Genomic DNA, 24,535 nt, shown 5'->3' on the forward strand with positions numbered 1-24,535 from the left:
ATTTCTCATATTTACCTGATTTATTATATATAATAACGGGCAATCTGATATGCCTGGCTTTGGTATCCGCCTCCGAACAAATAATAATGATTCAACACATGGTACAACTGGTAAAGTTGATTTCTGTCTCGCCAGTCAGAAAACAACGGATTTACCGAATTGTAGGCATCGTAAAAACGCTGACTAAAACCACCAAACATTGTCATAATGGCAAACTCCATTTCCCGGTCGGCATAATATGCGGCCGGATCAATTAAGGCCGGACCTTTTTCTGTAATCATGTAATTGCCAGACCATAAATCGCCATGAATTAAAACCGGTGTTGATTCTTCAGGTACCAGCGCGGGAATTCTGGTCAATAGCTTTTCATAAGCCTGCATTTCAGAAGCGGGTAAAGGTCTTTCATCCTGAATCAATTCGAGCAAAAAACCTAAACGATTATCGCGAAAAAACTCAGCCCAGTTTTTGTTCCAACGATTATTTTGCTGCGTGGCCCCACAATAATTATCGTTGTAAAAACCATTATTTTTGTTGGTATATTTATGAATGACAGCCAACCCCGCTCCCAGTTTCTCGTCGTCACCCGCTTTTGAATATCTTGGCGGTAAAAATTCCTGTACCAAAAATCCAGGGGTATTATCCACCATTTTTGAGGCAAAAACTTCCGGAACAAGTATTTCCTCATTCGCCACTTTATTTAGCTCTTTTAGACTTTCAGCCTCGCGCAAAAAAATATCTGCAGCACAGTTTGCGTTCCACTTCAAAAAAAACTCACCCACATTTGTTTTTATTTTCGATGCATGATTGATACATCCTCCTCCCAAAGAGCCGGAAGATTGAATTTTAACATTCTTTTCAAATTTTTTACTTAGCGCTTTTTCTACTTCTTCCTCAATCCTCAAAGATTTGTTTTGAAACAAACTCATAACAACCTGTTAATATTATAAGGTTAAAAGATAAAATAAAAACAGGCAAAAACGGATCTTCTTATATCATTATTTCCTTATTATTTTCGGATAGCCGTTTGTTTTCTCTTTTTGTTGAGTAAACTATCTTATAATTTTTTTACAAACCCATAAAAGATAATTAGTTTTGAACAAAAACCTGTGAATGAAACTTTACGATTTAACACATCGATTGAATAATGAAAGTCCTGTCTATCCGGGAATCTCTTCACCTCAATTTACTGCCGCTGCAACTATTGAAAAAAATGGCTATCGTGAAACCCATTTCAGATTTCACTCGCATTTGGGAACGCATATTGATGCTCCTGCCCACATGTTAAAAGATGGCCTTTTTCTGAATGAAATGAATGTTGATTCTTTTTTAGGACAAGCATTGATTATTTCTGTTTCATCTGACGTTCAATTTATTGGGAAAGATATTCTGGTGAATTACAAAAAATCGATTTCCAAAACCGATTTTGTACTTTTCAAAACGGGATGGAGCCGCTATTGGGGCAAAGAGGAATATTTTGGCAGATTCCCTGTTTTGAATTCAGAAGCGACGGAATATTTGCTTTCTTTTAAATTAAAAGGTATTGGTTTTGATGTCATTTCCGTTGACCCGATGGAAAGCAACGATTACAAAAATCACTATTCCATTTTTGAAAAAGGTTTGATTATTATTGAAAACCTTGTTTTTCCTGAAAGCCTAAAAGAAGCTACAGGAGAATTTTCCTGCTTTCCTTTAAAATATGAAAAAGCAGATGGTTCTCCTGTTCGGGCAATATTCAGAGTTGATTAGACAGATATTTCTGTAACTCCCTTTTCTAGATTAAAACACAAAAGAGACTCAGAATTATCGGAATAAAATGAGTTTGTTTTTATTTCATTTTTTTTCGAAACCTGATTTAAAACGATCTGATTGTTGATTTTAACCTTACGAACCCGACCGTTTACTTTTATCGTAAAATCGTTGGCGGCAAAAGGTGCTTTTAAACGGATAGTCTTTTTGTCAGCCTCAATAGTTGTTAATTCTTTTGCTGCCCAATAACGCGAAATCTCCGCAAGTTTCATCCAAATTAAATGGTCGTATTTTTGATTCAACCGATGCACCACCTGTTTTAAAATATTAAATCCAACTTTTTCGCCATTGTAATAAATTCCGGGCCAGTGACAAACCATAACAGCGGGCTCTCCTGAATCAATAACCTCAACCATCCTTCCCTGTTGTAAATCGGGTGTAATAAATTTATTCACATCGCCGGGTACCAATCCATCCCAGCCGCCAAACCAGTCTCCGGTACACCCCAAAATTGAAACCACACATTTAGGATCGTCTGTATCTAAATCGGAAGGAAATCTTACTTGCGGGGCAACACTTTTATCCTTTTCTGTATACAAATCCCTAAAATAATGTGGAATTTCAGCGCTATAAACATCGCGAACTGCTTGTAAAGTTCCCAATGCGAGATTATCCTGATTCCGTCCGGCATACCCACCTGGAGTTGTTATTCCCTCACAAGGCAATCCTGCTTCCTTTAAAATATTTAACGCATATGCGTGATATGCTCCCAACTCATCAGCACTTTTATTTTGGCTCCACTCCCAGTTTTCCATGTATTCAGGCGTTGCATGCGGAAAAGGTTTTCCGGTTTTAATATCAATCACCCGGGTATGGCTAACCATTTCAGGGTGAATATCCCAATTGGGCATAATAATCTCGCGAACAAGATTAAGACTATTCTGCAGTTCTCTTTCGGTCCATCCTGGAATAAATCGACTCACCCACCCTGTACACGCCGGATAGGGAACGATGCTGTATTTTCCTTTCACGCCATTCTCTATCGCCCATTCACCGAACTCGCGAACAAAACTATCCGGAATTTCATGCGGCAGCTTTCTCCAGTTCTGTTTGTAATTTTCAGGGAAAACCTCAGCAAATTGCGGAATTCCGTAATAAGCCATGTTTACAAGTGTAGTAGAATCATCTATAATCAGACTTACTGGTACGCGATTTCTAGGATTAACAACTTCGATATTGACAGATTTTTGCTGCGAAAAGCTAATTCCGGGAACAACTGCCATCGCTGCCCCTGCTTTTACTGTAGTATTTAAAAAACTACGCCGACTGGTTTTCATAATTTCAAAAAGTTATGTTTTGTAAGTTAAATAAAAATGAGCTTGACTACAATCCTTGTTAAAAATATTTTTAAAAAAATATGCGCTGAAAACCTGAAAATATGGTTTAAAAGTTCAAAAAAAGAATACTGAAAGCAAATCACAAAAACCTTTCAAAAAACTTATTTTCAAACTTTTAGAATAAACATACAACAATATATCGTACCGGTAATTAAATCATGTCTAAATAATAATTGGTCAATTTCGCGCGATGATTACAATTATCTTTGCCAAATTCACATCAAAAACTAAAAATGAAAGTTTTAAATATTGGAGATTTAAGCATTAAACTTCCGATTATACAGGGAGGTATGGGAATTGGCATATCAATGTCAAAGCTTGCTGCAGCAGTCGCAAATGAAGGAGGAGTTGGCGTAATAGCTGCCGTTGGAATAGGAATGTTTGAAAAGGACTACGCTCGCGATTTTATTGAAGCAAATATCCGGGCATTAAAAAGAGAAATTCAAACGGCGAAGGAAAAAACAAATGGAATTATAGGTGTAAATATTATGGTAGCACTGACCAATTTTTCGGATATGGTAAAAACGGCTATTTCGGAAAAAGTGGATATTATTTTTTCCGGTGCAGGCTTGCCAATGAACTTACCGGAATTTTTGACAAAGGGTTCAAAAACCAAATTGGTTCCTATTGTTTCTTCCGGAAGAGCAGCCGAAATTTTATGTAAAAAGTGGAAACAACTTTATGATTATTTGCCTGATGCTTTTGTTGTTGAAGGTCCAAAAGCCGGCGGGCATTTAGGTTTCAAACGCGAACAACTGGATAATCCTGATTTTGCTCTTGAAAAACTGGTTCCTGAAGTTGTTAGTCATGTAAAACCCTTTGAGGAGAAATACAATAAAAATATACCGGTAATAGCTGCCGGTGGAATATATACCGGCTCCGACATCAAAAAAATTATGGATTTAGGTGCATCGGGGGTGCAAATGGGAACACGGTTTGTAACAACCGATGAATGCGACGCTTCACAGGCGTTTAAACAAACCTACATCGATTCAAAGGAAGAGGATATGGAAATCATTCAAAGTCCGGTTGGATTGCCGGGAAGAGCCATAAGGAATGAATTTATTGAAAAAATTAACCGCGGAGAAAAGAAACCGGTAAAATGCCCTTATAAATGTCTGAAAACCTGCAATTTTGAAAAAACACCCTATTGCATTTTCGCAGCTTTAATGAGTGCTATGAAAGGAAACTTTAACGGTGGATACGCTTTTGCAGGTTCGAATGCATTCAGATCATCCAAAATAATTTCCGTAAAAGAAACTTTTGATTCAATAATAAAAGAATTTAAAGAGGCGATATCGGTTAAATAAGAATAGGAAGACGGTAAAAGCCGTCTTTTTTATTTTCCTTTTCGGATGCGGCGGCGAACCGGTTTAGGATGATACACTCCGCGACTAACTGATTTTACATCCTCTATGGAATAAAAAGCATTTGGATTGGTTTCTTTTACAATCCGCTCTACCTTTTGAATTTCTGTTCGTTTAATGATGCTGTAAATAATGCTTACACTTTCAGAGCCTCCCTGTGCACTGTGATGTGTAATTCCGTACCCGGCTCCTTTTAAATTGCTTATTAAGCTGGCAGCTTCTTTTCGTGTTATAATCTGAATTTTTACAATTCCAACGGCAAGTTTCTCTTCAATTATCAAACCGATATAATTCCCGGTGGCAAAACCTCCCGCATAAGCAAAATAACAAGCCCAGTTGTCTAAATCCTGAAATATTTTAGAAATAGCAACCAGCCAAATAAATACTTCAAAAAAACCTAAAAAAGGTGCCCATGATTTCTGGCCTTTTGAAACCATAACAATACGAATGGTTCCAATTGTAACATCAAAAATTCGTGACAGGAAAATCAGAAAAGGAAGCACAAAATAAGTAAAAGTCGAACTGTCATAGAAAGTATCAAGAATGATCATTTTTTCTATCAAAGGTATTTAAAATTCTGATGTAAAATGAAATCTTATACCCTTAAACTCGTCCTGCGCCATTTGCAAAATAAAAGATGAATCGGCCATAAAAACATCTCTTCCCAATTTGTCTTTAGCCATTTTTTGGTGCTTTCGTTTTTTAAATTCCGTAAGAATTTTTGGGTCATCCGATTCAATCCAACAGGCTTTATACATTGATAGTGGTTCGAAACGGCATTTGGCATTGTATTCATGTTCCAAACGATATTGAATTACCTCAAACTGTAACTGTCCTACAGTACCAATAATTTTGCGACCGTTAAACTGGCTTGTAAATAACTGGGCAACTCCTTCATCCATTAGTTGGTCAATTCCTTTTGCCAATTGTTTTGATTTCATCGGGTCTGCATTTTCAATATACCGGAATAACTCAGGTGAAAAACTGGGAAGTCCCTTAAAATGAATCTCTTCGTTATTCGTAATTGTATCGCCGATTATAAAGTTGCCGTTATCGGGAACGCCGATTATATCGCCGGGAAAAGCCTCTTCAACTATTTCTTTCTGAGATGCCATAAAAGCTGTTGGGCTGGAAATACGCACTGTTTTCCCGGAACGGATGTGTTTATACATCTTATTTCGTTCAAATTTTCCGGAACAGATTTTTACAAAGGCAATTCTGCTGCGGTGATTCGGGTCAATATTGGCGTGAATTTTAAAAACAAATCCTGAGAAACCATTTTCATCAGGTTTTACTTCACGTTCCTCCGCAAAACTGGGTTTTGGCGACGGTGCAATTTGTAAAAATGCATCCAGTAATTCCTGAACACCAAAATTATATAATGCCGAGCCAAAAAATACCGGAGCCAAATCGCCGGCCAGATATTCTTCACTATTAAATTCAGGATAAACCCCTTCTACCAATTCCAGCTCTTCGCGCAGTGTTTCTGCATCTTCACCAATATGATCTTCCAGGTCGGGACTGGTGATGTCCTCAAATTTTATCCGCTCTTCAATTTCCTGAATATTTGGATTAAAAAGCTTTAAACTACGATTAAAAATATTATAAACACCTTTAAAATCGGGTCCATTGTTTATTGGCCAGCTTAAGGGGCGAACCTGAATTTTCAGCTGTTCTTCAATCTCATCCATCAGAGTAAACGAGTCACCCGCCGGACGGTCCATTTTATTTACAAAAACAATAACCGGCGTTTTACGCATCCGGCAAACATTCATTAGTTTTTCTGTCTGCGGTTCTACTCCTTTTGCCGCGTCAATAACAATAATAACACTATCAACCGCGGTGAGGGTGCGAAACGTGTCTTCCTGAAAATCCTGGTGACCGGGCGTGTCAAGAATGTTTACTTTGTAGCCATCGTATTCAAAACCCATAACAGAAGTAGCAACAGAAATACCACGCTGGCGTTCGATTTCCATAAAATCCGATGTAGCACCTTTTTTTATTTTATTGCTTTTCACCGCACCTGCAACACGAATAGCTCCGCCAAAAAGCAACAATTTTTCAGTAAGTGTTGTTTTCCCCGCATCCGGGTGGCTCACAATCCCAAAGGTTCTTCGTCGTTTTATTTCATCCAGAAATTTCATATAACACCCTATTATTTGAGGCCGCAAAAATAGTAAAGATGTTTGAAGTTTAATACTATATGCAAAAAGATTGTATCTGCCTGGTATTGGAAAATTCTTCTTAAGACAAATCTCACTTACAACAGCTGATACTTAGCCTTCGTTTTGTAAGGCTTTCACTTTGGCTACTAAAAGTGTAATCCCGATTCCAAAAATGCCAATAACCGCATAAGAATAACGCAATCCAAAAGCTTCTGCAACAAAACCGATAAGCGGCGGCCCCATCAGAAACCCCAGAAAACTTACACTTGAAACGGTTGCCAAAGCAATTCCTGGTGGAATTTTTTGTTGTTTGCCTGCTGTGCTGTAAACAGTAGGTACAATGCTGGAAACTCCCAGTCCTACTATCATAAATGCAATGGTAGAAGGAATAAGGTATGGAAAAATAACAGAGGTAAAAAGCCCGCCTGAAATCATAACTCCGCAAATTTGCATTAACCGTTTTCTACCTATTTGGGAAATCAGGTAGTCAGCCAGAAAGCGGCCTGTTGCCATCATGATCATAAAAGATGTATACCCCAGAATAACCAAAGAATCAGGTGCTTTTACTACGTCTTTAAAATAAACCCCACTCCAGTCAAACATAGCTCCCTCGCTGGCCATACTGAAAAAACCTATTATGCCGAGTTGCAGCAAAATCCCGTCGGGTTTCATAAAAAATTTCCGACGTGGTTCATTTTTCCCTTTGTGTGCCTCACTGCGCAACAAATAGGGATAATTAATTTTTACAATGCCCCAAACAATCAGAATTATTACGACAAAGTGCCACAATGGAGCCACTTTCAAATTTACCATTACCAAACCAATAAGCGCTCCTGTAAATCCGGCCAGACTCCAACCGCCATGAAATGAAGCCATAATTGGGCGGCCATAAAGGCGTTCAGCTGCAACTCCCTGAGTATTTACGGAGATATTACACATGTTTCCAAAAATACCAAAAAGAAAAAGTACAACCGCCAATTGCCAGCCAGCCTGCACTAATCCAATACTACTTAAAGCAAAAGTGTAGGCAGGTAAAGCAAATTTTAAAACATTATGACTACCAAAACGGGTAACAAGCTTTCCTGAAAAAGGCATCATCAAAAATTGCCCGACGGGAAGTGCAAACAGAATACTCCCAAAAACACCGTCGCTAAGTTGAAGCGTTGTTTTTATATCCGGTATACGACTTGCCCAGGAAGCAAAGGCAAGCCCCATACAAAAGTATACCAAAGAAACCGCCAGCCTCGCCCGCTTTTTATCAATCGTCAACTCCACGTTACCAAGTGCAATTCCCGTCATTTTCCAATTTTTGTAATAAGAGGGCAAAATTATGAAAAGCGGGATATCTGGTTATTACGGTGGATAAATATCGATGATACGTTAAGAAATTGAAAACGACTCTATCTTTTAGTCTTTGCTTTTCTGATGATTTTAGAGATGTGTTCCCAGTAACGTTCGTGAAACTTAACACTTTGTTTTCCAATAATGTCGTTATAACTCATCGCTTCATCTTCGGGATGAAACTTCCTCATATACAAATCTTCGTACAGCCCCGGAACTTCAGGGTGAAACTGAACAGCAAAAACATTGGGATAAACGCTGTGAACAATTCCTTCAACAATTTTTCCATCAGGAGAAAGAGCTGTTACTTCCAATCCTTTTCCAAGCTTTTCAGCAGCCTGATGATGACTGCTGTAAATACGCGGCTCCCAGCGTTTCGAAACCTTTACAACATCACCAAAAAAAGGATTATCAGTAAATCTTATCGTATGAAGATTTATTCCCATTAGTAACGTATCCTGAACAATCTCCTGCCAGTAGTTACGATGCAAATTTGCACGGCCTATTTTTAAAGCTGCTTCAGGATTTTCGGCACCAAAAATTTCAGCAGGGATATCCTGTATCAACGTCCCGCCAGTAGCTACATTCATTGTTTGCATTCCCAGACAAAAACCTGTAACCAAATACTTTGGTTTTTTATTTAAAAAAGGCTCATATTGCTCATTTCGGTAACTCCCCAGAAGATGAAAAAGAAAAGTAGTTTCAAAGTAATGACGGCCAGGGTCGGTTACAATCGACCGTGTATTTTCTTCCCCGTATACGCCGGGAGGAATATCAGGCCCGCCAAAAAAGAACACTCCCACTGAATTTTTAAAAATCAATTCCAAATCTGGTGTACACTCATTTTCCTTAAAAAGATTATCCTCAGTTAAATCTCCCTTTATTTCATGTAAATAAAAATTTTTCAGATTGTTTTCTTCAATATATGCTTTGGTTTGGTCGAAATCGTAGTTCTGTCCTTCAAAATAAACGCCTACAAACCGGGTTTTCCCTTTTTTTATATCAAGTAAACCGGCATTTTCAAGATAGCGAACTGTTTGTAAATTCCTGACTGTTGGATTAGTAAGAAGGACATACTTTTTACGGTTATTAAATTCCTGATGAAAAAAATCCTGGGCACTCGTTACAACAACAGTAAAAGCCAGAAATAACAGAAATATACTCTTTTTCATATTGTCGGGTATTTGAATTCAAATATAATAATCATAATCGTTACAAAACAGTTTTTACTTATTCAATGAATAAAGTGGTTTTATAATTTGCAGACTCCCCAAACTTTGTAAATTTGTGATTAAACAAAAAACTACTTATTATGAAATTCAATTTTAAGACTTCTTACATCGTTATTGCAGTTGTGGTTTTAATTGTGCTATTGCTGTTTAGCGGGCGTATGTTTTTGATAATAGAAGCCGGAGAACGAGGTGTAGTTTTCAGACCTTATACAACTGGTTTAGATAAAGAACATGTTTATGGTGAAGGTTTTCACATTATTGCACCATGGAATGACATGTACATTTACAATGTTCGTGAGCAGCAGCGTGAAGAAACCATGGATGTACTGGATAAAAACGGTTTATCAATTAATACAGATATTACCGTAAGGTTTAATCCTATTTATGATAAAATAGGATATTTACACGAACAATTTGGAGTCAATTATATCAACGTGTTGGTTGTTCCCGAAGTTCGTTCCGCTGTGCGTCAGGTTGCCGGACGTTATACCGCTGAAGAAATCTACTCAACCAAAAGAGCCGAAGTAGAACAAACGATAAAAGATGAAACACGCAAAGTTTTGGAAGAAAACCATATAAACATGCGCGCGTTACTTATTCGTTCTATTAATTTGCCCGAGCAAATAAAAGGAGCCATTGAAAGTAAACTGAAACAGGAACAAGAGGCATTGGCTTATGAATTCAGGTTACAACGTGAAGAATCGGAAGCAGAACGCCGCAGGATTGAAGCAGAAGGGATTGCCAACTATAACCGGATTATTAATGCCAGTTTAACAGACAAAATCCTGCAACAACGAGGCATTGAAGCAACCATTCAACTGTCCGAATCGCCAAATTCCAAAGTGGTCGTAATTGGAAGTGGCGAAGACGGTCTCCCGCTAATTTTGGGAAACAATTAAAAATGCAATAATTCAACAGGCTGGTTTCTCCAGCCTGTTTTTTTTAAATCAATTTTATGAAAAAAATCAAAAATCCTTTTACTGAAAAAGATTCGTCAAGAAAAGAATACAATTGTTTTGGCTGTTCGCCTTTTAATGAGATGGGATTAAAACTGGAATTTTGGGAAAACGGCGATGAAATAGTTGCCAAATGGACGCCGAGCAAATCGATGGAAGGATGGCTGGGGGTTTTACATGGTGGAATTCAGGCTACACTGGTTGACGAACTTGCCGGATGGATTGTTTTGCTTAAAAAAAATACTTCGGGAGTAACTTCTTCTTTAAATATTGATTATTTAAAACCAGTTTATATCTCTAAAGGTGAAGTAACTATAAAAGGTAAATTGACTTCTACTGAAGGAAGAATTGCCAAAATAGAATGCACTCTGCTCGACGGTGAAGGCAAAGAATGCCTGCATGCAAAGGCCGATTATTTTTGTTTTCCTGAAAAAATTGCAAAAGCAAAATACCACTATCCCGGCATCGAGGCATTTTACGAATAAAACAAACAGGAATAATCCTTTGTCGGAAGTCTGGGGTAAAAACTATATGTTGAAATTTTATCTCATTTTAATCTTGCGAAAAAAGTTGGAGACTGGAAAAGATTCGTCTATTTACGTTTCTTTTTGAATTTTTCGTAGTTCTGAAAATCATCATCTTCATCTTCGAAATCTTCATAAATTGACAATCTTTTTTTGGAGCTTTTGCTTTTGGAGCTACCTGCTTTTCTGTTTGAATTAAAATCGGAGTCATCTGCAAAACGATGATTACCTTTTTTAATAATCTTTTTCTTCATTTCTTTTGAAAGTTGCTTAAAATAAAAATAAAGTGTTTAAATAATTTAATTTCATACAGCCGAAAAATAAATATTTTTTACTTATCTGCACATTCTGTTCGAAAAAATTTTTACTTTTCTTTCTCATTGAAAACTAAACGTTTAATTTTTATAACGTTTGATTTGAATTTCTGGTTTATTCCCTTGATCGCTTTTTATGGGGAAATAGAACATTCTTTTAATCGTTTATCGAATAACAAGTTAATAAAAATGAAGCAAAATATGCTACTGAAAAAATTCCTGTTTCTCATTTTTATATTCTTTTTTATAACTCCCTTTTTTTCAGAAGGACAATCAAATCAAAGAATTCAAAAACAGTTTGATAATGCTTTGCTATATTATAAAAATCAGGATTTTTCGTCAGCTATTGGAGAGTTGAATAAAATCATAGAAAAAGATTCCGGCTTTCAGGATGCTTATCTTCTATTGTCAGATGTTTACAAGGAAATGAAAAACGCTGAACTGGAAATCAAAAATCTTATATTGGCTCAGAATATTGCAGAAAAACCACTCATAAACTTTTATCTGGCTGAAGCTTATTTTTCGTTGGCTAATTATAAAAACGCACTTCTTCATTATAAGATCTATTTTGAAAGCGGAAATATTTCAGAAGAAAGAAAATCTGAAATTGCAAGACAGATAGAAAACTGCAAGTTTGCAATAAATGCAAAAAAGAATCCTGTCGATTTTAATCCTCAAAGATTAAGCGACAATATAAACTCGAATAACGACGAATACTGGCCAGTCATTTCATTAGACCAAAAAAAGCTTGTTTTCACCCGCCTGATAAGAATCCCGGGACGGATTCCACAGGAAGATTTTTATTTTTCTGAGTTAAATTCTGCAGGCTGGAATAAGGCCCAACCAATAAGCGAAATAAACACCCATCAAAATGAAGGTGCTGAAATACTTTCTGCCGATGAGAAATTACTGTTTTTTACTGCCTGCAACCGATACGACGGTAAAGGAAGTTGTGATATTTATTATTCGCGTTTTACGAACCAGAAATGGACGCAGGCAAAAAATGCAGGAGTGCAGGTAAATACCGTAAATTGGGAGTCGCAGCCTGCTTTTTCCTCCGACAACCGCTTTTTATATTTTTCGAGCAACCGAAACGGTGGAATGGGAAATAAAGACATCTGGAAAATTGAGTTTAAAGGATTTGATCCGATTGGAAATATTATTTGGGGAGAACCTGAAAATTTAGGGAAGAATATAAATACAGAGGGAAATGAAATTTCGCCTTTTATTCATCCAAACAACAGGAATTTCTTTTTTGTTTCCGACTTCCATACCGGAATGGGCGGTTATGATATATTTACATCTAAATTATCTGCCGATTCTGTTTTTTCAAAGCCGGTGAACCTTGGATACCCCGTCAATACACAAAACGACGAACAGGGCTTGAATATCAGCGCCGATGGAAGAAACGCCTATTTTGCTTCTGCACGCAATGAAAATTCAGGACTGGATATTTACAGATTTGAACTCGACGAAAGCATCAGGCCAACTCCTGTTACATATGCCAAAACAAGTGTGATTGATGCTAAAACAAAGCAGGCAATCCGTGCAAGCATTAATTTAGTTGATCTTTCAGAAAGCAATAATGTGCGGGTAGAAAAAACCGATGATTCAGGAGAACTGCTGGTTTGTATTCCTTTAGGAACAAATTATGCCTTCAATGTTTCAAAAGAAGGATATTTGTTTTATTCGCAGGCTTTCCGCCTTGAAGATGTAAAAACACTTCGTGAACCATATATTTTTACTATTGAACTTCACCCCGTTGAATTGGGAGCCGAAATGAATTTGTATAATATCTATTTTGAAACCGATTCATTTTCTATTTTATCAAAATCAGAACCTGAGCTAAATAAGCTAATCGGCTTTTTGGAGAATAATCCTTCATTGTTGATAGAAATCCAGGGACATACAGACGATACAGGAAACCAGGATAAGAATGAGGAGCTTTCAGAAATGCGTGCAAAATCGGTGGCAGAATACCTGGTAGAAAACGGCATCAACAAATCTCGTCTTAGTTCAAAAGGATTTGGACAAAACCAGCCTGTTGCAAGCAACGAAACAGAGGAAGGGCGCCAGCTGAACCGGCGCACAACAATTAAAATCCTTGGAAAATAATGTTCTACTTTCTTAATTTTTGTACATCTTCCGGTAAAATCGGACCGGAATTATTTCCAAAGCTGCTTCTCACATAGCTTAAAACATCAGCAATTTGTTGATTGGAAAGATGCGCCTGGGGAGGCATAATACTATTGTATATTTCTCCCTTAACTTCTACTTTTCCTGACATACCTTCCAGGATAATTTTTATTAGCTGTTCGGGATCACTGTTTACAAAATCTGATTCATAAATCGGAGGATGCATTCCCGGCACTCCTGAGCCATCAGCCATGTGACAAACCAAACAAACAGAATCATACACTTTTTTTCCAGGATGTTCTTTTTGTGTGGCCGCTTTTTCAGTTACCTGAGCTGACTGGTCGGGTTGCGAAATAACTGATTTTTTATTTTTTTGATTATTCCCTCCGCAGGCAGCAAAAAGAACTGCAAACATCACTAAAACCGCAAACTTATATTTCATTGGTACCATTAATTAAATAAAATATTTTTGGTTAATTTTTTTGATCAATTTATGATGAATACATGATTTTCCATACTTTTCCATCAATGCTATCAACTACATACAAAGCGCCATCGGGGCCCTGTGCCAATCCACAAGGCCGGTGTTCCGCATCACGTGTACTCAATATGTTTTCTGTTCCTGCAAATCCGTCTGCAAAAATTTCCCAGTCTCCCGATGGTAAGGAGCCATCAAAAGGAATAAAAACTACAAAATACCCCTTTTGTGGTTCGGGCGCGCGATTCCATGAGCCGTGAAAAGCAATAAAAGCACCATTCTTGTATCTTTCCGGGAACATATCGCCGGTGTAGAACAGCAAATCGTTTGGAGCTAAATGCCCGGGAAAAGCCATTATCGGATCCGACTTTGTTTCACATCTGCCCTGTATTTCACCATCGCCGCCATATTCCGGTCCCAAAACCTTCTTTTTCTTGAGTTGATCATAATAACAATAAGGCCAACCAAAATCAGAACCTTCAGTAGCCAGGAATAATTCTTCGGCTGGTAATTCGGCATTATCTTCAGCGTCATACAACTCGGGAAAAAACTGGTCGAGCTGATCGCGGCCATGTTGAACCACGTATAGTTCGTCAACGGCGGTATTCCAAAAATTGGCCATTCCGTTTCTGATTCCGGTTACATAACGAACTCCATCAATCATTTGCTCCTGGTTCAAAACATCATCCTTAAATTTCCATGTGCCACCTGAGTTTTCAAGCAACGGACACGGATCCATTCCAGGCGAACCCTTTGTTCTTGATTGTTCCATGCAGGCATTCGACGGCGCTCCCACATTTACATACATATTTCCTTTTCCATCAAAAGCCATAGGTTTTGCTTCATGTTGACGTTCATTTGGAAAACCACGGGCAATCATCTGCCATTCATTTCCCGGAACAAGTTCTCCTGGTGTTATCGGGTAGCGGACAATAGCTGTATCAGCGCCAAAGTATAAATATCCTTTGTGCAGTTTTATTCCTGTACCTGTGTGCTCTCCGGTGTATTCAACAATATCTGCTTTTCCATCTCCGGCGGTATCTCTTAAACAAACAATACCTTTATTATCCGCTTGCTGTCTGAGAGAAACATAAATGTCACCATTGTCGTTTACTGTTATGTGCCTTCCATTTCCGATTTCGTCAGCAACTACCAGGGCTGAAAATCCCTCGGGTAAAGTTAAACCTCCATTGTCAGGATCGGGTACTTGAGTTGCTTTGTGTTCCTGTTGACCACAGGAAAAAATTAAAAACGAGATAAGAATTGCGGGAAATAAATTTTTCATGATTCGTTTTTTTAATTCTGTTTGTTTAACGCGATAATCACACAAAAGTTCAGAAATATTTAAGTTAAAAAATTTAATACCTGTTTTATAGTTTATCTCACAAACACTTTTATAATTTTGTCCTGAACTACTGAGAAATGAACAGGTATTTACGTATAAATCACGATTCCGAAATTCCAAAATATAAACAGGTTGTAAATATTATTATTTCCGATATCGAATCGGGGATTTTCAAAAAAGGACAACGTGTTCCGTCGATTAATGAGACAAGTGAAGATTTATTACTTTCGAGAGATACGGTTGAAAAAGCGTATGTTTTTTTAAAAAAGAAAGGTATTCTTTCATCCGTTCGTGGAAAAGGTTACTATGTTAATCAGGTCAGCGTATTCAAAAAATTGAAAGTGGCTCTTATTTTGAATAAGCTAAGTAACTATAAACGAAGTATTTATTATTCGTTGATTGAAACTTTAGGCACCAAGGCAAGTGTTGATGTTTTTATATACAATTACGATTTATCGCAATTTGAAGATATTATAAACGACCAGATTTCAAGCTACGACTATTTTATAATACTCCCACATTTTAAAAGTGATAATCAACAGGCTGTGAACATTATAAAAAAAATTCAAAAAGAGAAAGTTCTTTTAATCGACCGGAATATAGAATCTTTAAAAGAATATCCGGTTGTTTACCAGGAATATGAAAAAGACATTCAGTCTGCACTTGGAAATGGTATTGACCTGATTCGGAAATACAAAAAAATAAATCTTGTTTTTCCTTCAAATCAATATTATTCCCGATACATTGTTCGTGGGTTTCAAATATTTTGCCAGGTAAACGATTTGCCTTTTTCTATTATTGAAGAGTTTAGCGATAATAACGTGAAAAAGGATGAAGCGTTTGTTTTGGTTTCTGATGAAGATTTATACCAATTTATCAAAGTCTGCAAAAGCAATGATTGGAAGCTAGGGCGCGACGTGGGTGTTGTAGCATACAACGACAACTCAGTAAAAGAAATCTTGGAGGATGGAATTACCACCATCTCAACCAATCACGATGAAATGGGACGTATTGCGGCTGAAATGATAGTAAACAAGAATTTTTACCGGATTAAGAGCCCATTTACATTTATCAAGCGTAATTCACTCTAAAAATTATTCTCATTCATTCTTTTAGAAATATAGTGTGAGAATAGAAAAATAATCTGATTGTATTGTAGTAAATTTAATTTTCAAATATTTTAAGTTTGTTTTATTCTCAAAAAGTATATGTGTTTACGCATAAAAATTCGTCAGTAAAATAGACGAAAACCTAATATTTTTAGTTGTATAAATTATCTAAACCAATTAAAATGAAATTTTCAGGAATTGCTTTAATTGTTTTTTTACTTTTCACGGTTTCTTGCAAACAAAAACTTGAGTTTAAAACTGATTTCGATCAGATTAACGACAGAATCTGGGTTGGAAAAGATTTCTGGTCTGTTCCGTTGGAAGATTGGAAAGTGGAAGACGGGAAACTATATTGCGTGGGCGAGGTTCAAAATTCAAGGGTAAATCTGCTCACCCATGTAATTTCTGAGGAAATGGGCGATTTTAAATTGTCAGCAAAAGTAATGCTCGAAGACAAAGGAAGTGCGCCGGGTTCAGCAGGTTTTCTGGTTGGAATGAAAGACGATGAGGATCCTGACGTTCGGGCTGCCTGTTATTTTGGCGGCGGAATAAAAGCAGGTGTTAATTTGAACGGCTATGCTTTTTTGAAAGACAAAAAAGTAGATTTACCCGAAGGTTTTGATTTTGATGAATTTACAATTACTGTTACGGGGAGCACAACAAAGTTAAAACTCGATGTAGTTGATAAAAACGGAATAAAAACCGAAGAGCTCGTTGTGGATGGTGAAGGAATCCAGGGACTGGTGGCCATTGCCAATAACTTGCCGATGGGCGAAACAGAAAAATCGGGAAAATCAAAATTCTCTTTTGATGATTTTGAATTTTCAGGATCAAAAGTAATTGAAAAACAGGAAAATGCGTATGGTCCAATTCTTTGGACGATGTATACTCTGAGTAATAAAACGGTTAAACTGATGGCTTTACTCCCGCCTATAGGAAACAACGACAACCAGGAAGTGAGCCTTCAATTAAAAAAAGAAGAAAACTGGGAAACCATTGCAAGTAAAAGCATTGAACCAAATTCCAGAACTGCAGTTTTTAAACTCGAAAACTGGGATGACACAAAAGATACAGAGTACAGAATTGAATATATTGAAACCGATAAGACAGGCAAAAAAACTCCTGATTATTATGCCGGTACCATTCGTAAAGACCCGGTTGATAAACCTCTAAAATTTGGTGGTTTAACCTGTCAGTTTCATTTTGGGTTTCCATATACACCATTGGTAGAAAATCTCAAAAAATTAAATCCTGACATTCTTTATTTCTCCGGTGATCAGATTTATGAGGGAAATGGCGGGTATGGAATAAAAAGGGCGCCTGAAGATGTTGCGATAGTCAATTACCTTGGAAAATATTATATGTTTGGCTGGGCATTCAGAGATTTATTACGTGACATACCAGCCATATGCACCCCCGACGATCATGATGTTTTTCATGGAAATTTATGGGGCGAAAGTGGAGTTGCCAAACCGGGTGGTGCAGGAAGTTCTGACACGCGAGGTTTTATGCAGTCGGTGAAAATGGTAAATGTTGTTAATCGTACGCAATGCGGGCAGTTACCGGATCCGGTTGATCCTACGCCAATTGAGCAGGGAATGAGCGTTTGGTACACTGATTTAAACTACGGAAGAATTAGTTTTGCCATTGTAAGTGACCGCATTTTTAAAACCGGTCCGGAGGCCGTTTCCGATTGGGAAGGAAGACATGATCATATGGTTGAACCGCGCGAAGACCTTTCATTTCTGGATAAACCAGGCGTCAAACTATTAGGCGACAGGCAAATGAAATTTCTTAACAATTGGATTACCGACTGGAAGGATGTGGATATGAAAGTTTTGCTTTCTCAAACTGTTTTTGCTAATGCCGCTACACATCACGGCGGATTGGAAGGGTATTTATACGGTGATTTAGATTCAGGAGGCTGGCCAAAGTCGGGCCGGGATAAAATAATAAAACTAATGCGTAAAGGAGCTGTTTTTCATATTAACGGTGATCAACATTTGCCAACGCTGGTGCAATACGGGTTGGAAGATTATCGTGATGCCGGGTGGAGTTTCTGTACTCCCGCAATTGCTGTAATGTATTTACGCTGGTTTTTACCCGATGAAATCGGCTATCCGGTGCTCGATCGCCCGGAACATGGTTATCCGAACACAGGAAAATATACCGATGCATTTGGAAATAAAAATTATGTATATGCCGTTGGAAACCCCGGGAAAATTACAATCGATAGTGAAAGCCGGTATAACCACGCTCAGATTCGTTCTTCCGGTTTTGGCTTTGTGACCTTTGATAAAGATGAACGGTCAATAAAAATAGATGCATGGCGCTTTAAAGCAGACGTTGATAACCCTAATCCTGTACGTGACGAATTTCCCGGCTGGCCAATAAAATTGTCACAATTCGACAATTTCGGAATGGGTGCTGAAAATGTACTTCCTGAAATTGTGGTTGATAAACCCAACCAGATGATAGAAGTGAGAAAATCAAGTAGCAATGATTTGATTCGTATATTCAGAATGAAAGGAAATTCAGTACAGGTAAAACTGTTTCATCCAGGCACCTTTGATATTAAAATTGGTGAGGGCGATAATATAAAAGAGTTCAAAAATCTAAAAACAGAAGCAAAGAACAATAGTCAAAAAATAGCAGTAGAATTTTAAGTTTAGTTAGAAAAGAAAGCACACAAAAGTCCACCCAATTTTACCGGGTGGATTTTTTTATGCAATTTTAGCAGAATCAAAAATCAACTTTCACTATTTATGAAAATAATTGCTTTTACTTTTCTGTCTGTTTTTTCTATACAAACTCTGTTCTCTCAAAATAACTATTTAAACCAATGGCCCGGTTTCAGGGGCCCCTTTGCAAAAGGATTTATCGAAAATTCTGCAACGGTTGAAAACTGGAATCTTGGAACAGGGGAAAATATTTTGTGGCAAACTCCCATACCGGGTTTAGGACATTCATCTCCCGTTGTCTGGGACAACAAAATTTTTGTAACAACTGCTATCAGTGGCTCCGGGGAAAATTATCTAAAAGTCGGATTATATGGTGACGGAGATGCTGTAGATGATGATTCGGAACATGAATTCAAAATTTACTGTCTGGATAAGAATACTGGAAAAATTATCTGGGAGCGGTTGGCTTTTAAAGGCACTCCAGCTGTAAAACGACATACCAAGGCCTCCCACGCAGATTGTACTCCGGCCACCGACGGCAAACATGTTCTTGCTTTTTTTGGCTCGCAGGGATTGTATTGTTACGATTTTGAAGGAAATTTAGTCTGGGAAAAACAACTTGGAAAAATGAATTCCGGTCCATACAACGCTCCTGAATTGGAGTGGGGATTTTCAAGTTCACCAATCATATACAAGGGAAAGGTAATCGTTCAGTGCGATTTTCTTGGCGATGGTTTTCTGGCTTCATTTGATGTTGAAACCGGCAAACAAATATGGCGTACCTCTCGCGATGAAGTTTCGACTTGGAGTTCGCCAACTGTTTTTGAAAAAGGCGGAAAATCACAAATTGTTGTCAACGGATGGAAACATATGGGAGGCTACGATTTTGAAACCGGTCGGGAAATTTGGAGGATGAGCGGAGGTGGTGATATACCTGCTCCTACTCCAGTTTTTGAGAACGACCTCATTTTTATCAATAACGCGCACGGCAGATTTGCTCCTATTTACGCAATTACCCCTTCTGCAAAAGGCGACATCACACTTGCCGAAGATGAACTGTCAAACGATTATATTGTTTGGAGTGTCAAAAGAGGAGGTGCCTACATGCAAACGCCGCTGGTTTACCGCGGATATTTGTACAACCTGCAGGGAAATGGCTCGTTAACTGTTTACAAGGCAACAACGGGAGAAGAAATGTACAAACAAAGCCTGGGGGCAGTCGGAGGATTCTCCGCATCGGGAGTTGCATCAGGTGACAATTTATATTTTTGTGCAGAAAAGGGAGATGTTTTTGTCGTAAAAGCTGGCGAGGAGTTTAAAGAAATTCTACATACTACAATGAATGATGTTTTAATGGCGAGCCCTGCCATATCCGAGAATGTCATTTATTTTCGTGCTCAGAAATCGCTTATTGCTGTCGGCACAAAATAGAACCAGACTAAAAAGCAAAAAGGCTGTTGTTTTAGATCTCAACAGCCTCTTTATGCCTTTGGGGCTCTATTGTTGTCCACCAAAACCACCTGGTCTGCCCTGCCCTCTTCTGGCTCTCATTTCTTCCTGAAAAATTTCATATTTTCCCCATTGGTCGTCAGTTAAAATAGTTTTCATTTTTTTATTTTGTTCCTCACGTGCTTTTTGCATCTGTTCACGCATGGCCTCAAAATCACCGCCACCCTGCCCACGCATCTTACTCATATTTTCAAAATTTTCGATGGTAAGGTCGTAAACCTGTTTTTGCTGATCTTTACTAAGATCTAACTGCTCAGTTAACCTTTCAACCTGACGTTCAGCTATTTCTTCCGGATCAAAATTTCCCCGATCTCCAAAACCTCCGGGGCCAAACTGCTGCGAATTATTATTCCCCTGATTGCCGCAGCCAAAGGCAATTCCGATAAATAAAATCGTAACAAAAAATAATGTCTTGTTCATTTAGTTAAATTTTTTGAGTTAAGAATTCTGTTAATCACTTTTTGAATCCAACTTTGTGTTTTACTTTTTAAACGTTTTGATTCAATTTAAATACAAAAGTTTAATATGAGATTTTCTATTTTTTTGAATTAAAGCCAGAGGAATAAAAAAACCCTGCGAAAAATCTTCCGCAGGGTTTTTTTTACATATTGTAATTCTTCTTTTATTTCTTCGGCATCTGCATTCCTCGTTGTTTAGCCATGTCTTCCAAACGTTTTTGGAAATTTGACTTTTTAGTTGGCTTCTTTTTATTTGCCTGCAATTGTGCCCTGATTTTATCTTCATTAACAAACGAACGAATTAAATAAGTCTGTCCAATTGTTATCAGGTTTGCAAGGAAATAATAATAACTCAACCCGGCCGGATAGCTGTTCAGAATAAAAAGGAACATCACCGGCATCATGTACATCATTGTTTTCATACCAGGCATACCCTGAGTCGATGTAGTTTGCTGATTCAGTCTGGTATAAAAAATGGTTGTTACTGTCATTAACAGACAGAATAAACTCACATGGCTTCCGTATATAGGAATATCAAATGGCAACTGTACTATGGAATCGTAAGTAGACAAGTCGGTAGCCCACAGGAAACTTTCTCCTCTCAACTCAATTGAAGTCGGAAAGAAAAAGAACATCGCAATCAAAATAGGGAATTGAAGCACCATTGGCAAACACCCCCCCATCGGATTTACTCCAGCTTTTCGGTAGAGTGCCATTGTGGCCTGTTGTTTCTCCATTGCCTTGTCGGTACCGCTGCCAAATTTTGCATTAATCTCATCCACCTCAGGTTTTAAAGCTTTCATTTTAGCCTGAGACATATAAGATTTGTATGTAAACGGGAATAGAATCATTTTGATAAACACGGTCAGTAATAAAATGATAATCCCGAAATTTCCGATGTATTTACGCAGGAAATTAAATACAGGGATAATAACATATTTATTTACAGGACGAACAATGGCATATCCAAGATAAATCTGGCGTTCCAAATCAATATCATATTGTTTCAACGTTTGATAATGATTGGGACCAAAATAAAATTGCAGCCCTATATTTTCCTGAGAATTACCTTCATAAGGGAAAGCAATATCAGCTGAAAAATTCGCTAAATAATCCGGATTATCTTCGTATTTGTTTTGTCGTATTTGTGCATTTGGAAAAGCATCGTCAGCAATTATAGTCGAACTGAAAAACAATTGTTTAAAGCCAATCCATTTAACACGAGTACTCAAATCTTCATCGTCGTTTTTATTTTGCGACAGGTTATCAACTTCGTCTTCAAAAAATTTGTAAGTGATATAAGTATTTCTGTCTTCTCCAAAACGCGAAGCCCTCTCCTGGCGCGGTACATCAAACGACCAGGCAAAATTTAAATAAGACTGATTTGACGCAATATACTGGTCCATTCCATTCATATTTAAATCAAAATCAACCATATATGAATTGTAATTCAGCGTATAAACGTATTCCATGTACTTCCCGGGAGCGGGCTCAATCCTGAAAGCAATTGATTCTTTTCCTCCGGGATTTTCTTCATTAAATTTTATTCTGCCTTCGCTTCCGCGTTTTACAGAAGGCCCTGTTATGACTGTATTTTTTCTCTGCGTATTGGTTTTAAAATAAAGTTGTTCCGTTTGTATACTTCTGTTTTGTGCAAAAAAGTTTAATCCAAAAATTGTTTCCGGACCATCAAAAAGTATAAGCGAATCCCCTTGGTATGTTTTATAACCTTTTAGCAGAACAGAATAAATTCGACCACCTTTACTTGAAAAAGTAACCTTCATTAAATTATTTTCAAGCGTATAAAATTCTTCCTGCCCAACTGCACTATTCCCAAATGCGCCAAATTCATCCATTTTCTGTTGTGCCAAAATCCCGGCATCTTCAGTAGAATCTTTTTGAACTTTGTCCTGATTTTTCTGAACTTCAGCTTCCTGTTGAGCTTCGATCGCTCTTTGTGTTTCCACCTGTACAATCGAATCACGTTTTCTTTTGGCTGCTTCTATTTCTTCTTTTGATGGTTGATTTATAAGCGAAAAAACCACCAAGATGGCAAATATGAGAACAATCCCAATAATTGATTTTTTATCCATTTTTATTATCTTCTACTAAAGCGTTTTTTATAAAATCTACAAATAAAGGATGAGGATTCAGAACCGTACTTCGGTATTCCGGATGGAACTGCACACCAACAAACCACTTATGTTTGGGTATCTCCATTATTTCCACCAAATCAGTATCCGGGTTCACCCCAACAGGAATCATTCCCGCTTTTATATATTGTTCTTTGAATGTGTCGTTAAATTCGTAACGGTGACGATGCCGTTCAAAAACAGTCAGTTTATTGTACGCTTTACAAACGTTTGAATCTTTTTTGATTATCCTGCATTCATAAGCTCCCAAACGCATTGTTCCGCCGTAATCGGTAATCCCTTTTTGGTGTTCCATTAAATCAATTACCGGATATGGCGTTTTCGGATTCATTTCAGAAGAATCTGCTTCACTCAGTTTCAAAACGTTTTGAGCAAATTCAATAACAGCAACCTGCATTCCGAGACAAATTCCGAGGTAAGGAACATTTTTCTCCCTCGCAAATTTGGCAGCTAAAATCTTTCCTTTCATCCCTCTGTGGCCAAAACCCGGGGCCACGATAACACCATTGAGGTGAGAAAGCTTTTTAATGTAATTGTTTTGTTTTAATGTTTCGGAATGAATCCAGTTAATATTTATTTTACAGCGGTTAACAGCACCAGCATGAACCAGAGACTCTGCAATAGATTTATATGCATCATGTAATTCAACATATTTGCCGACCAACCCAATCTCAATGGTCTGCGTTGGATTTTTAAGCTGAACCAAAAAATTATTCCATGCAGAGAGATTAATATCTTCGTTTACAGGTAAATCCAGTTTCTTAAGAACAGTCAAATCCAGTTTCTCTTCCAACATTTTTAAAGGAACATCATAAATGGTTGGGACATTAACCGACTGAACCACAGCCTCAAGAGCTACATTACAAAACAATGCCACTTTTTCCCGAATTGAACTGTCGATATCATGTTCTGTTCTTAAAACAAGTACATCGGGCTGAACCCCAGCTTCAAGCAAAACTTTTACAGAGTGTTGAGTAGGTTTTGTTTTGAGCTCTCCTGTTGCTGCCAGATACGGAACCAGGGTAAGGTGAATTACCAATGCTTTTGATCCTAATTCCCATTTTAACTGGCGAACAGATTCGACGTATGGAAGCGACTCAATATCACCAACTGTACCACCAATTTCAGTAATTACAATATCGTATTTTCCTTTTGAACCAAGAATTTTAATTCTTCTTTTGATCTCATCGGTTATATGGGGAATAATCTGAACCGTTTTCCCTAAATAATCCCCCCGCCTTTCTTTACTTATTACTGACTGATATATTCTTCCGGTAGTTACGTTGTTTGCCTGAGATGTTGGTGTATTCAGGAAACGTTCGTAGTGTCCCAAATCCAGGTCGGTCTCAGCACCGTCCTCGGTAACAAAACATTCACCATGTTCATATGGATTTAAAGTTCCGGGATCAACATTAATATATGGATCCAATTTTTGAATTGTTACATTATAGCCACGCGATTGCAGCAATTTAGCCAGCGAAGCAGCTAAAATACCTTTACCAAGCGACGAGGTAACACCACCTGTCACGAATATGTATCTTGTATCAGCCAATTTTCAAGAATTTTTGGTTATTAAAAGGTGACAAAATTAATCAATAAATACGATTTGAAAACATAACTCCAT

At 37.6% G+C, this 24,535-nt stretch carries 20 protein-coding genes; 8 read left to right on the top strand and 12 right to left on the bottom strand.

The features are described from left to right. Window positions 1–23: 23 nt before the first annotated feature. The gene (locus K5G00_RS10070) at window positions 24–926 is read right to left on the bottom strand and encodes a fructosamine kinase family protein (protein ID WP_238766036.1); all 903 of its coding nucleotides are present in this window, start codon (window positions 924–926) and stop codon (window positions 24–26) included. A 184-nt stretch (window positions 927–1,110) separates the two neighbouring features. Between K5G00_RS10070 and K5G00_RS10075 the strand changes: the two genes are divergently transcribed. After that, window positions 1,111–1,746: a cyclase family protein gene (locus K5G00_RS10075; protein ID WP_238766037.1), complete on the top strand. Its 636-nt coding sequence runs from the start codon at window positions 1,111–1,113 to the stop codon at window positions 1,744–1,746. Here K5G00_RS10075 and K5G00_RS10080 read toward each other — a convergent pair. Continuing rightward, the gene (locus K5G00_RS10080; RefSeq protein WP_238766038.1) at window positions 1,743–3,083 is read right to left on the bottom strand and encodes a hypothetical protein; all 1,341 of its coding nucleotides are present in this window, start codon (window positions 3,081–3,083) and stop codon (window positions 1,743–1,745) included. The genes K5G00_RS10075 and K5G00_RS10080 overlap by 4 nt on opposite strands. 293 nt (window positions 3,084–3,376) lie before the next feature. Between K5G00_RS10080 and K5G00_RS10085 the strand changes: the two genes are divergently transcribed. Then, on the top strand, window positions 3,377–4,453 hold the full coding sequence (locus K5G00_RS10085; protein WP_238766039.1) for an NAD(P)H-dependent flavin oxidoreductase: 1,077 nt from the start codon (window positions 3,377–3,379) through the stop codon (window positions 4,451–4,453). A gap of 29 nt (window positions 4,454–4,482) precedes the next feature. On the opposite strand, the gene K5G00_RS10090 is transcribed toward K5G00_RS10085, so the two are convergent. From K5G00_RS10090 to K5G00_RS10105, 4 genes are all read right to left on the bottom strand, one after another. Next, complete coding sequence (locus K5G00_RS10090; protein WP_238766040.1) at window positions 4,483–5,061, bottom strand: DUF2179 domain-containing protein; 579 nt, start codon at window positions 5,059–5,061, stop codon at window positions 4,483–4,485. A gap of 18 nt (window positions 5,062–5,079) precedes the next feature. Continuing rightward, window positions 5,080–6,654 (bottom strand): peptide chain release factor 3, encoded by a 1,575-nt coding sequence (locus K5G00_RS10095; protein ID WP_238766041.1) that lies wholly within the window; start codon window positions 6,652–6,654, stop codon window positions 5,080–5,082. 132 nt (window positions 6,655–6,786) lie between these two features. Then, window positions 6,787–7,974, bottom strand: coding sequence for an MFS transporter (locus tag K5G00_RS10100; RefSeq protein ID WP_238766042.1), 1,188 nt, complete (start codon window positions 7,972–7,974; stop codon window positions 6,787–6,789). Window positions 7,975–8,075: 101 nt separating this feature from the next. Then, the gene (locus K5G00_RS10105) at window positions 8,076–9,188 is read right to left on the bottom strand and encodes a gamma-glutamyl-gamma-aminobutyrate hydrolase family protein (protein WP_238766043.1); all 1,113 of its coding nucleotides are present in this window, start codon (window positions 9,186–9,188) and stop codon (window positions 8,076–8,078) included. 140 nt (window positions 9,189–9,328) lie between these two features. On the opposite strand from K5G00_RS10105, the gene K5G00_RS10110 reads away from it, so the two are divergent. Further along, on the top strand, window positions 9,329–10,147 hold the full coding sequence (locus K5G00_RS10110; RefSeq protein ID WP_238766044.1) for a prohibitin family protein: 819 nt from the start codon (window positions 9,329–9,331) through the stop codon (window positions 10,145–10,147). Window positions 10,148–10,203: 56 nt separating this feature from the next. After that, window positions 10,204–10,689 carry a PaaI family thioesterase gene (locus tag K5G00_RS10115; protein WP_238766045.1) on the top strand — a complete coding sequence of 162 codons (486 nt, stop codon included), beginning with the start codon at window positions 10,204–10,206 and terminating at the stop codon, window positions 10,687–10,689. Between the two features lie 107 nt (window positions 10,690–10,796). On the opposite strand, the gene K5G00_RS10120 is transcribed toward K5G00_RS10115, so the two are convergent. After that, window positions 10,797–10,982, bottom strand: a complete 186-nt coding sequence (locus tag K5G00_RS10120) for a hypothetical protein (RefSeq protein WP_158870665.1) — start codon at window positions 10,980–10,982, stop codon at window positions 10,797–10,799. A 249-nt stretch (window positions 10,983–11,231) separates the two neighbouring features. Between K5G00_RS10120 and K5G00_RS10125 the strand changes: the two genes are divergently transcribed. Then, window positions 11,232–13,157 carry an OmpA family protein gene (locus K5G00_RS10125; protein WP_238766046.1) on the top strand — a complete coding sequence of 642 codons (1,926 nt, stop codon included), beginning with the start codon at window positions 11,232–11,234 and terminating at the stop codon, window positions 13,155–13,157. Window positions 13,158–13,161: 4 nt separating this feature from the next. On the opposite strand, the gene K5G00_RS10130 is transcribed toward K5G00_RS10125, so the two are convergent. Beyond that, window positions 13,162–13,620 (bottom strand): c-type cytochrome, encoded by a 459-nt coding sequence (locus K5G00_RS10130; RefSeq protein WP_238766047.1) that lies wholly within the window; start codon window positions 13,618–13,620, stop codon window positions 13,162–13,164. A 49-nt stretch (window positions 13,621–13,669) separates the two neighbouring features. Further along, the gene (locus tag K5G00_RS10135) at window positions 13,670–14,941 is read right to left on the bottom strand and encodes a PQQ-dependent sugar dehydrogenase (protein ID WP_238766048.1); all 1,272 of its coding nucleotides are present in this window, start codon (window positions 14,939–14,941) and stop codon (window positions 13,670–13,672) included. Between the two features lie 137 nt (window positions 14,942–15,078). Between K5G00_RS10135 and K5G00_RS10140 the strand changes: the two genes are divergently transcribed. From K5G00_RS10140 to K5G00_RS10150, 3 genes are all read left to right on the top strand, one after another. After that, window positions 15,079–16,092 (top strand): GntR family transcriptional regulator, encoded by a 1,014-nt coding sequence (locus K5G00_RS10140; RefSeq protein WP_238766049.1) that lies wholly within the window; start codon window positions 15,079–15,081, stop codon window positions 16,090–16,092. Between the two features lie 200 nt (window positions 16,093–16,292). Beyond that, complete coding sequence (locus K5G00_RS10145; RefSeq protein WP_238766050.1) at window positions 16,293–18,776, top strand: alkaline phosphatase D family protein; 2,484 nt, start codon at window positions 16,293–16,295, stop codon at window positions 18,774–18,776. 99 nt (window positions 18,777–18,875) lie between these two features. Further along, window positions 18,876–20,222, top strand: coding sequence for an outer membrane protein assembly factor BamB family protein (locus tag K5G00_RS10150; RefSeq protein WP_238766051.1), 1,347 nt, complete (start codon window positions 18,876–18,878; stop codon window positions 20,220–20,222). A 66-nt stretch (window positions 20,223–20,288) separates the two neighbouring features. Here the strand turns inward: K5G00_RS10150 and K5G00_RS10155 are convergent, their stop codons facing one another. The 3 genes from K5G00_RS10155 to K5G00_RS10165 form a co-directional block, all read right to left on the bottom strand. Next, the gene (locus tag K5G00_RS10155; protein WP_238766052.1) at window positions 20,289–20,720 is read right to left on the bottom strand and encodes a DUF4890 domain-containing protein; all 432 of its coding nucleotides are present in this window, start codon (window positions 20,718–20,720) and stop codon (window positions 20,289–20,291) included. Window positions 20,721–20,922: 202 nt separating this feature from the next. Further along, window positions 20,923–22,851, bottom strand: a complete 1,929-nt coding sequence (yidC, locus tag K5G00_RS10160) for a membrane protein insertase YidC (RefSeq protein WP_238766053.1) — start codon at window positions 22,849–22,851, stop codon at window positions 20,923–20,925. Beyond that, window positions 22,844–24,463 carry a CTP synthase gene (locus tag K5G00_RS10165; RefSeq protein ID WP_238766054.1) on the bottom strand — a complete coding sequence of 540 codons (1,620 nt, stop codon included), beginning with the start codon at window positions 24,461–24,463 and terminating at the stop codon, window positions 22,844–22,846. The genes yidC and K5G00_RS10165 overlap by 8 nt, the downstream gene beginning before the upstream one ends. Window positions 24,464–24,535: the final 72 nt, after the last annotated feature.

Source organism: Maribellus maritimus (assembly GCF_022267315.1).
Taxonomy (GTDB): Bacteria; Bacteroidota; Bacteroidia; order Bacteroidales; family Prolixibacteraceae; genus Draconibacterium; species Draconibacterium maritimum.

What these genes read in the sequence shown, in the direction of transcription:
- K5G00_RS10150 (WP_238766051.1), top strand. Translation starts at nt 18,876, where the DNA reads ATGAAAATAATTGCTTTTACTTTTCTGTCTGTTTTTTCTATACAAACT.
- yidC (WP_238766053.1), bottom strand. Translation starts at nt 22,851, where the DNA reads ATGGATAAAAAATCAATTATTGGGATTGTTCTCATATTTGCCATCTTG.
- K5G00_RS10085 (WP_238766039.1), top strand. Translation starts at nt 3,377, where the DNA reads ATGAAAGTTTTAAATATTGGAGATTTAAGCATTAAACTTCCGATTATA.
- K5G00_RS10080 (WP_238766038.1), bottom strand. Translation starts at nt 3,083, where the DNA reads ATGAAAACCAGTCGGCGTAGTTTTTTAAATACTACAGTAAAAGCAGGG.
- K5G00_RS10135 (WP_238766048.1), bottom strand. Translation starts at nt 14,941, where the DNA reads ATGAAAAATTTATTTCCCGCAATTCTTATCTCGTTTTTAATTTTTTCC.
- K5G00_RS10120 (WP_158870665.1), bottom strand. Translation starts at nt 10,982, where the DNA reads ATGAAGAAAAAGATTATTAAAAAAGGTAATCATCGTTTTGCAGATGAC.
- K5G00_RS10075 (WP_238766037.1), top strand. Translation starts at nt 1,111, where the DNA reads ATGAAACTTTACGATTTAACACATCGATTGAATAATGAAAGTCCTGTC.
- K5G00_RS10140 (WP_238766049.1), top strand. Translation starts at nt 15,079, where the DNA reads ATGAACAGGTATTTACGTATAAATCACGATTCCGAAATTCCAAAATAT.
- K5G00_RS10115 (WP_238766045.1), top strand. Translation starts at nt 10,204, where the DNA reads ATGAAAAAAATCAAAAATCCTTTTACTGAAAAAGATTCGTCAAGAAAA.
- K5G00_RS10155 (WP_238766052.1), bottom strand. Translation starts at nt 20,720, where the DNA reads ATGAACAAGACATTATTTTTTGTTACGATTTTATTTATCGGAATTGCC.
- K5G00_RS10090 (WP_238766040.1), bottom strand. Translation starts at nt 5,061, where the DNA reads ATGATCATTCTTGATACTTTCTATGACAGTTCGACTTTTACTTATTTT.
- K5G00_RS10105 (WP_238766043.1), bottom strand. Translation starts at nt 9,188, where the DNA reads ATGAAAAAGAGTATATTTCTGTTATTTCTGGCTTTTACTGTTGTTGTA.
- K5G00_RS10095 (WP_238766041.1), bottom strand. Translation starts at nt 6,654, where the DNA reads ATGAAATTTCTGGATGAAATAAAACGACGAAGAACCTTTGGGATTGTG.
- K5G00_RS10070 (WP_238766036.1), bottom strand. Translation starts at nt 926, where the DNA reads ATGAGTTTGTTTCAAAACAAATCTTTGAGGATTGAGGAAGAAGTAGAA.
- K5G00_RS10110 (WP_238766044.1), top strand. Translation starts at nt 9,329, where the DNA reads ATGAAATTCAATTTTAAGACTTCTTACATCGTTATTGCAGTTGTGGTT.
- K5G00_RS10125 (WP_238766046.1), top strand. Translation starts at nt 11,232, where the DNA reads ATGAAGCAAAATATGCTACTGAAAAAATTCCTGTTTCTCATTTTTATA.
- K5G00_RS10100 (WP_238766042.1), bottom strand. Translation starts at nt 7,974, where the DNA reads ATGACGGGAATTGCACTTGGTAACGTGGAGTTGACGATTGATAAAAAG.
- K5G00_RS10145 (WP_238766050.1), top strand. Translation starts at nt 16,293, where the DNA reads ATGAAATTTTCAGGAATTGCTTTAATTGTTTTTTTACTTTTCACGGTT.
- K5G00_RS10130 (WP_238766047.1), bottom strand. Translation starts at nt 13,620, where the DNA reads ATGAAATATAAGTTTGCGGTTTTAGTGATGTTTGCAGTTCTTTTTGCT.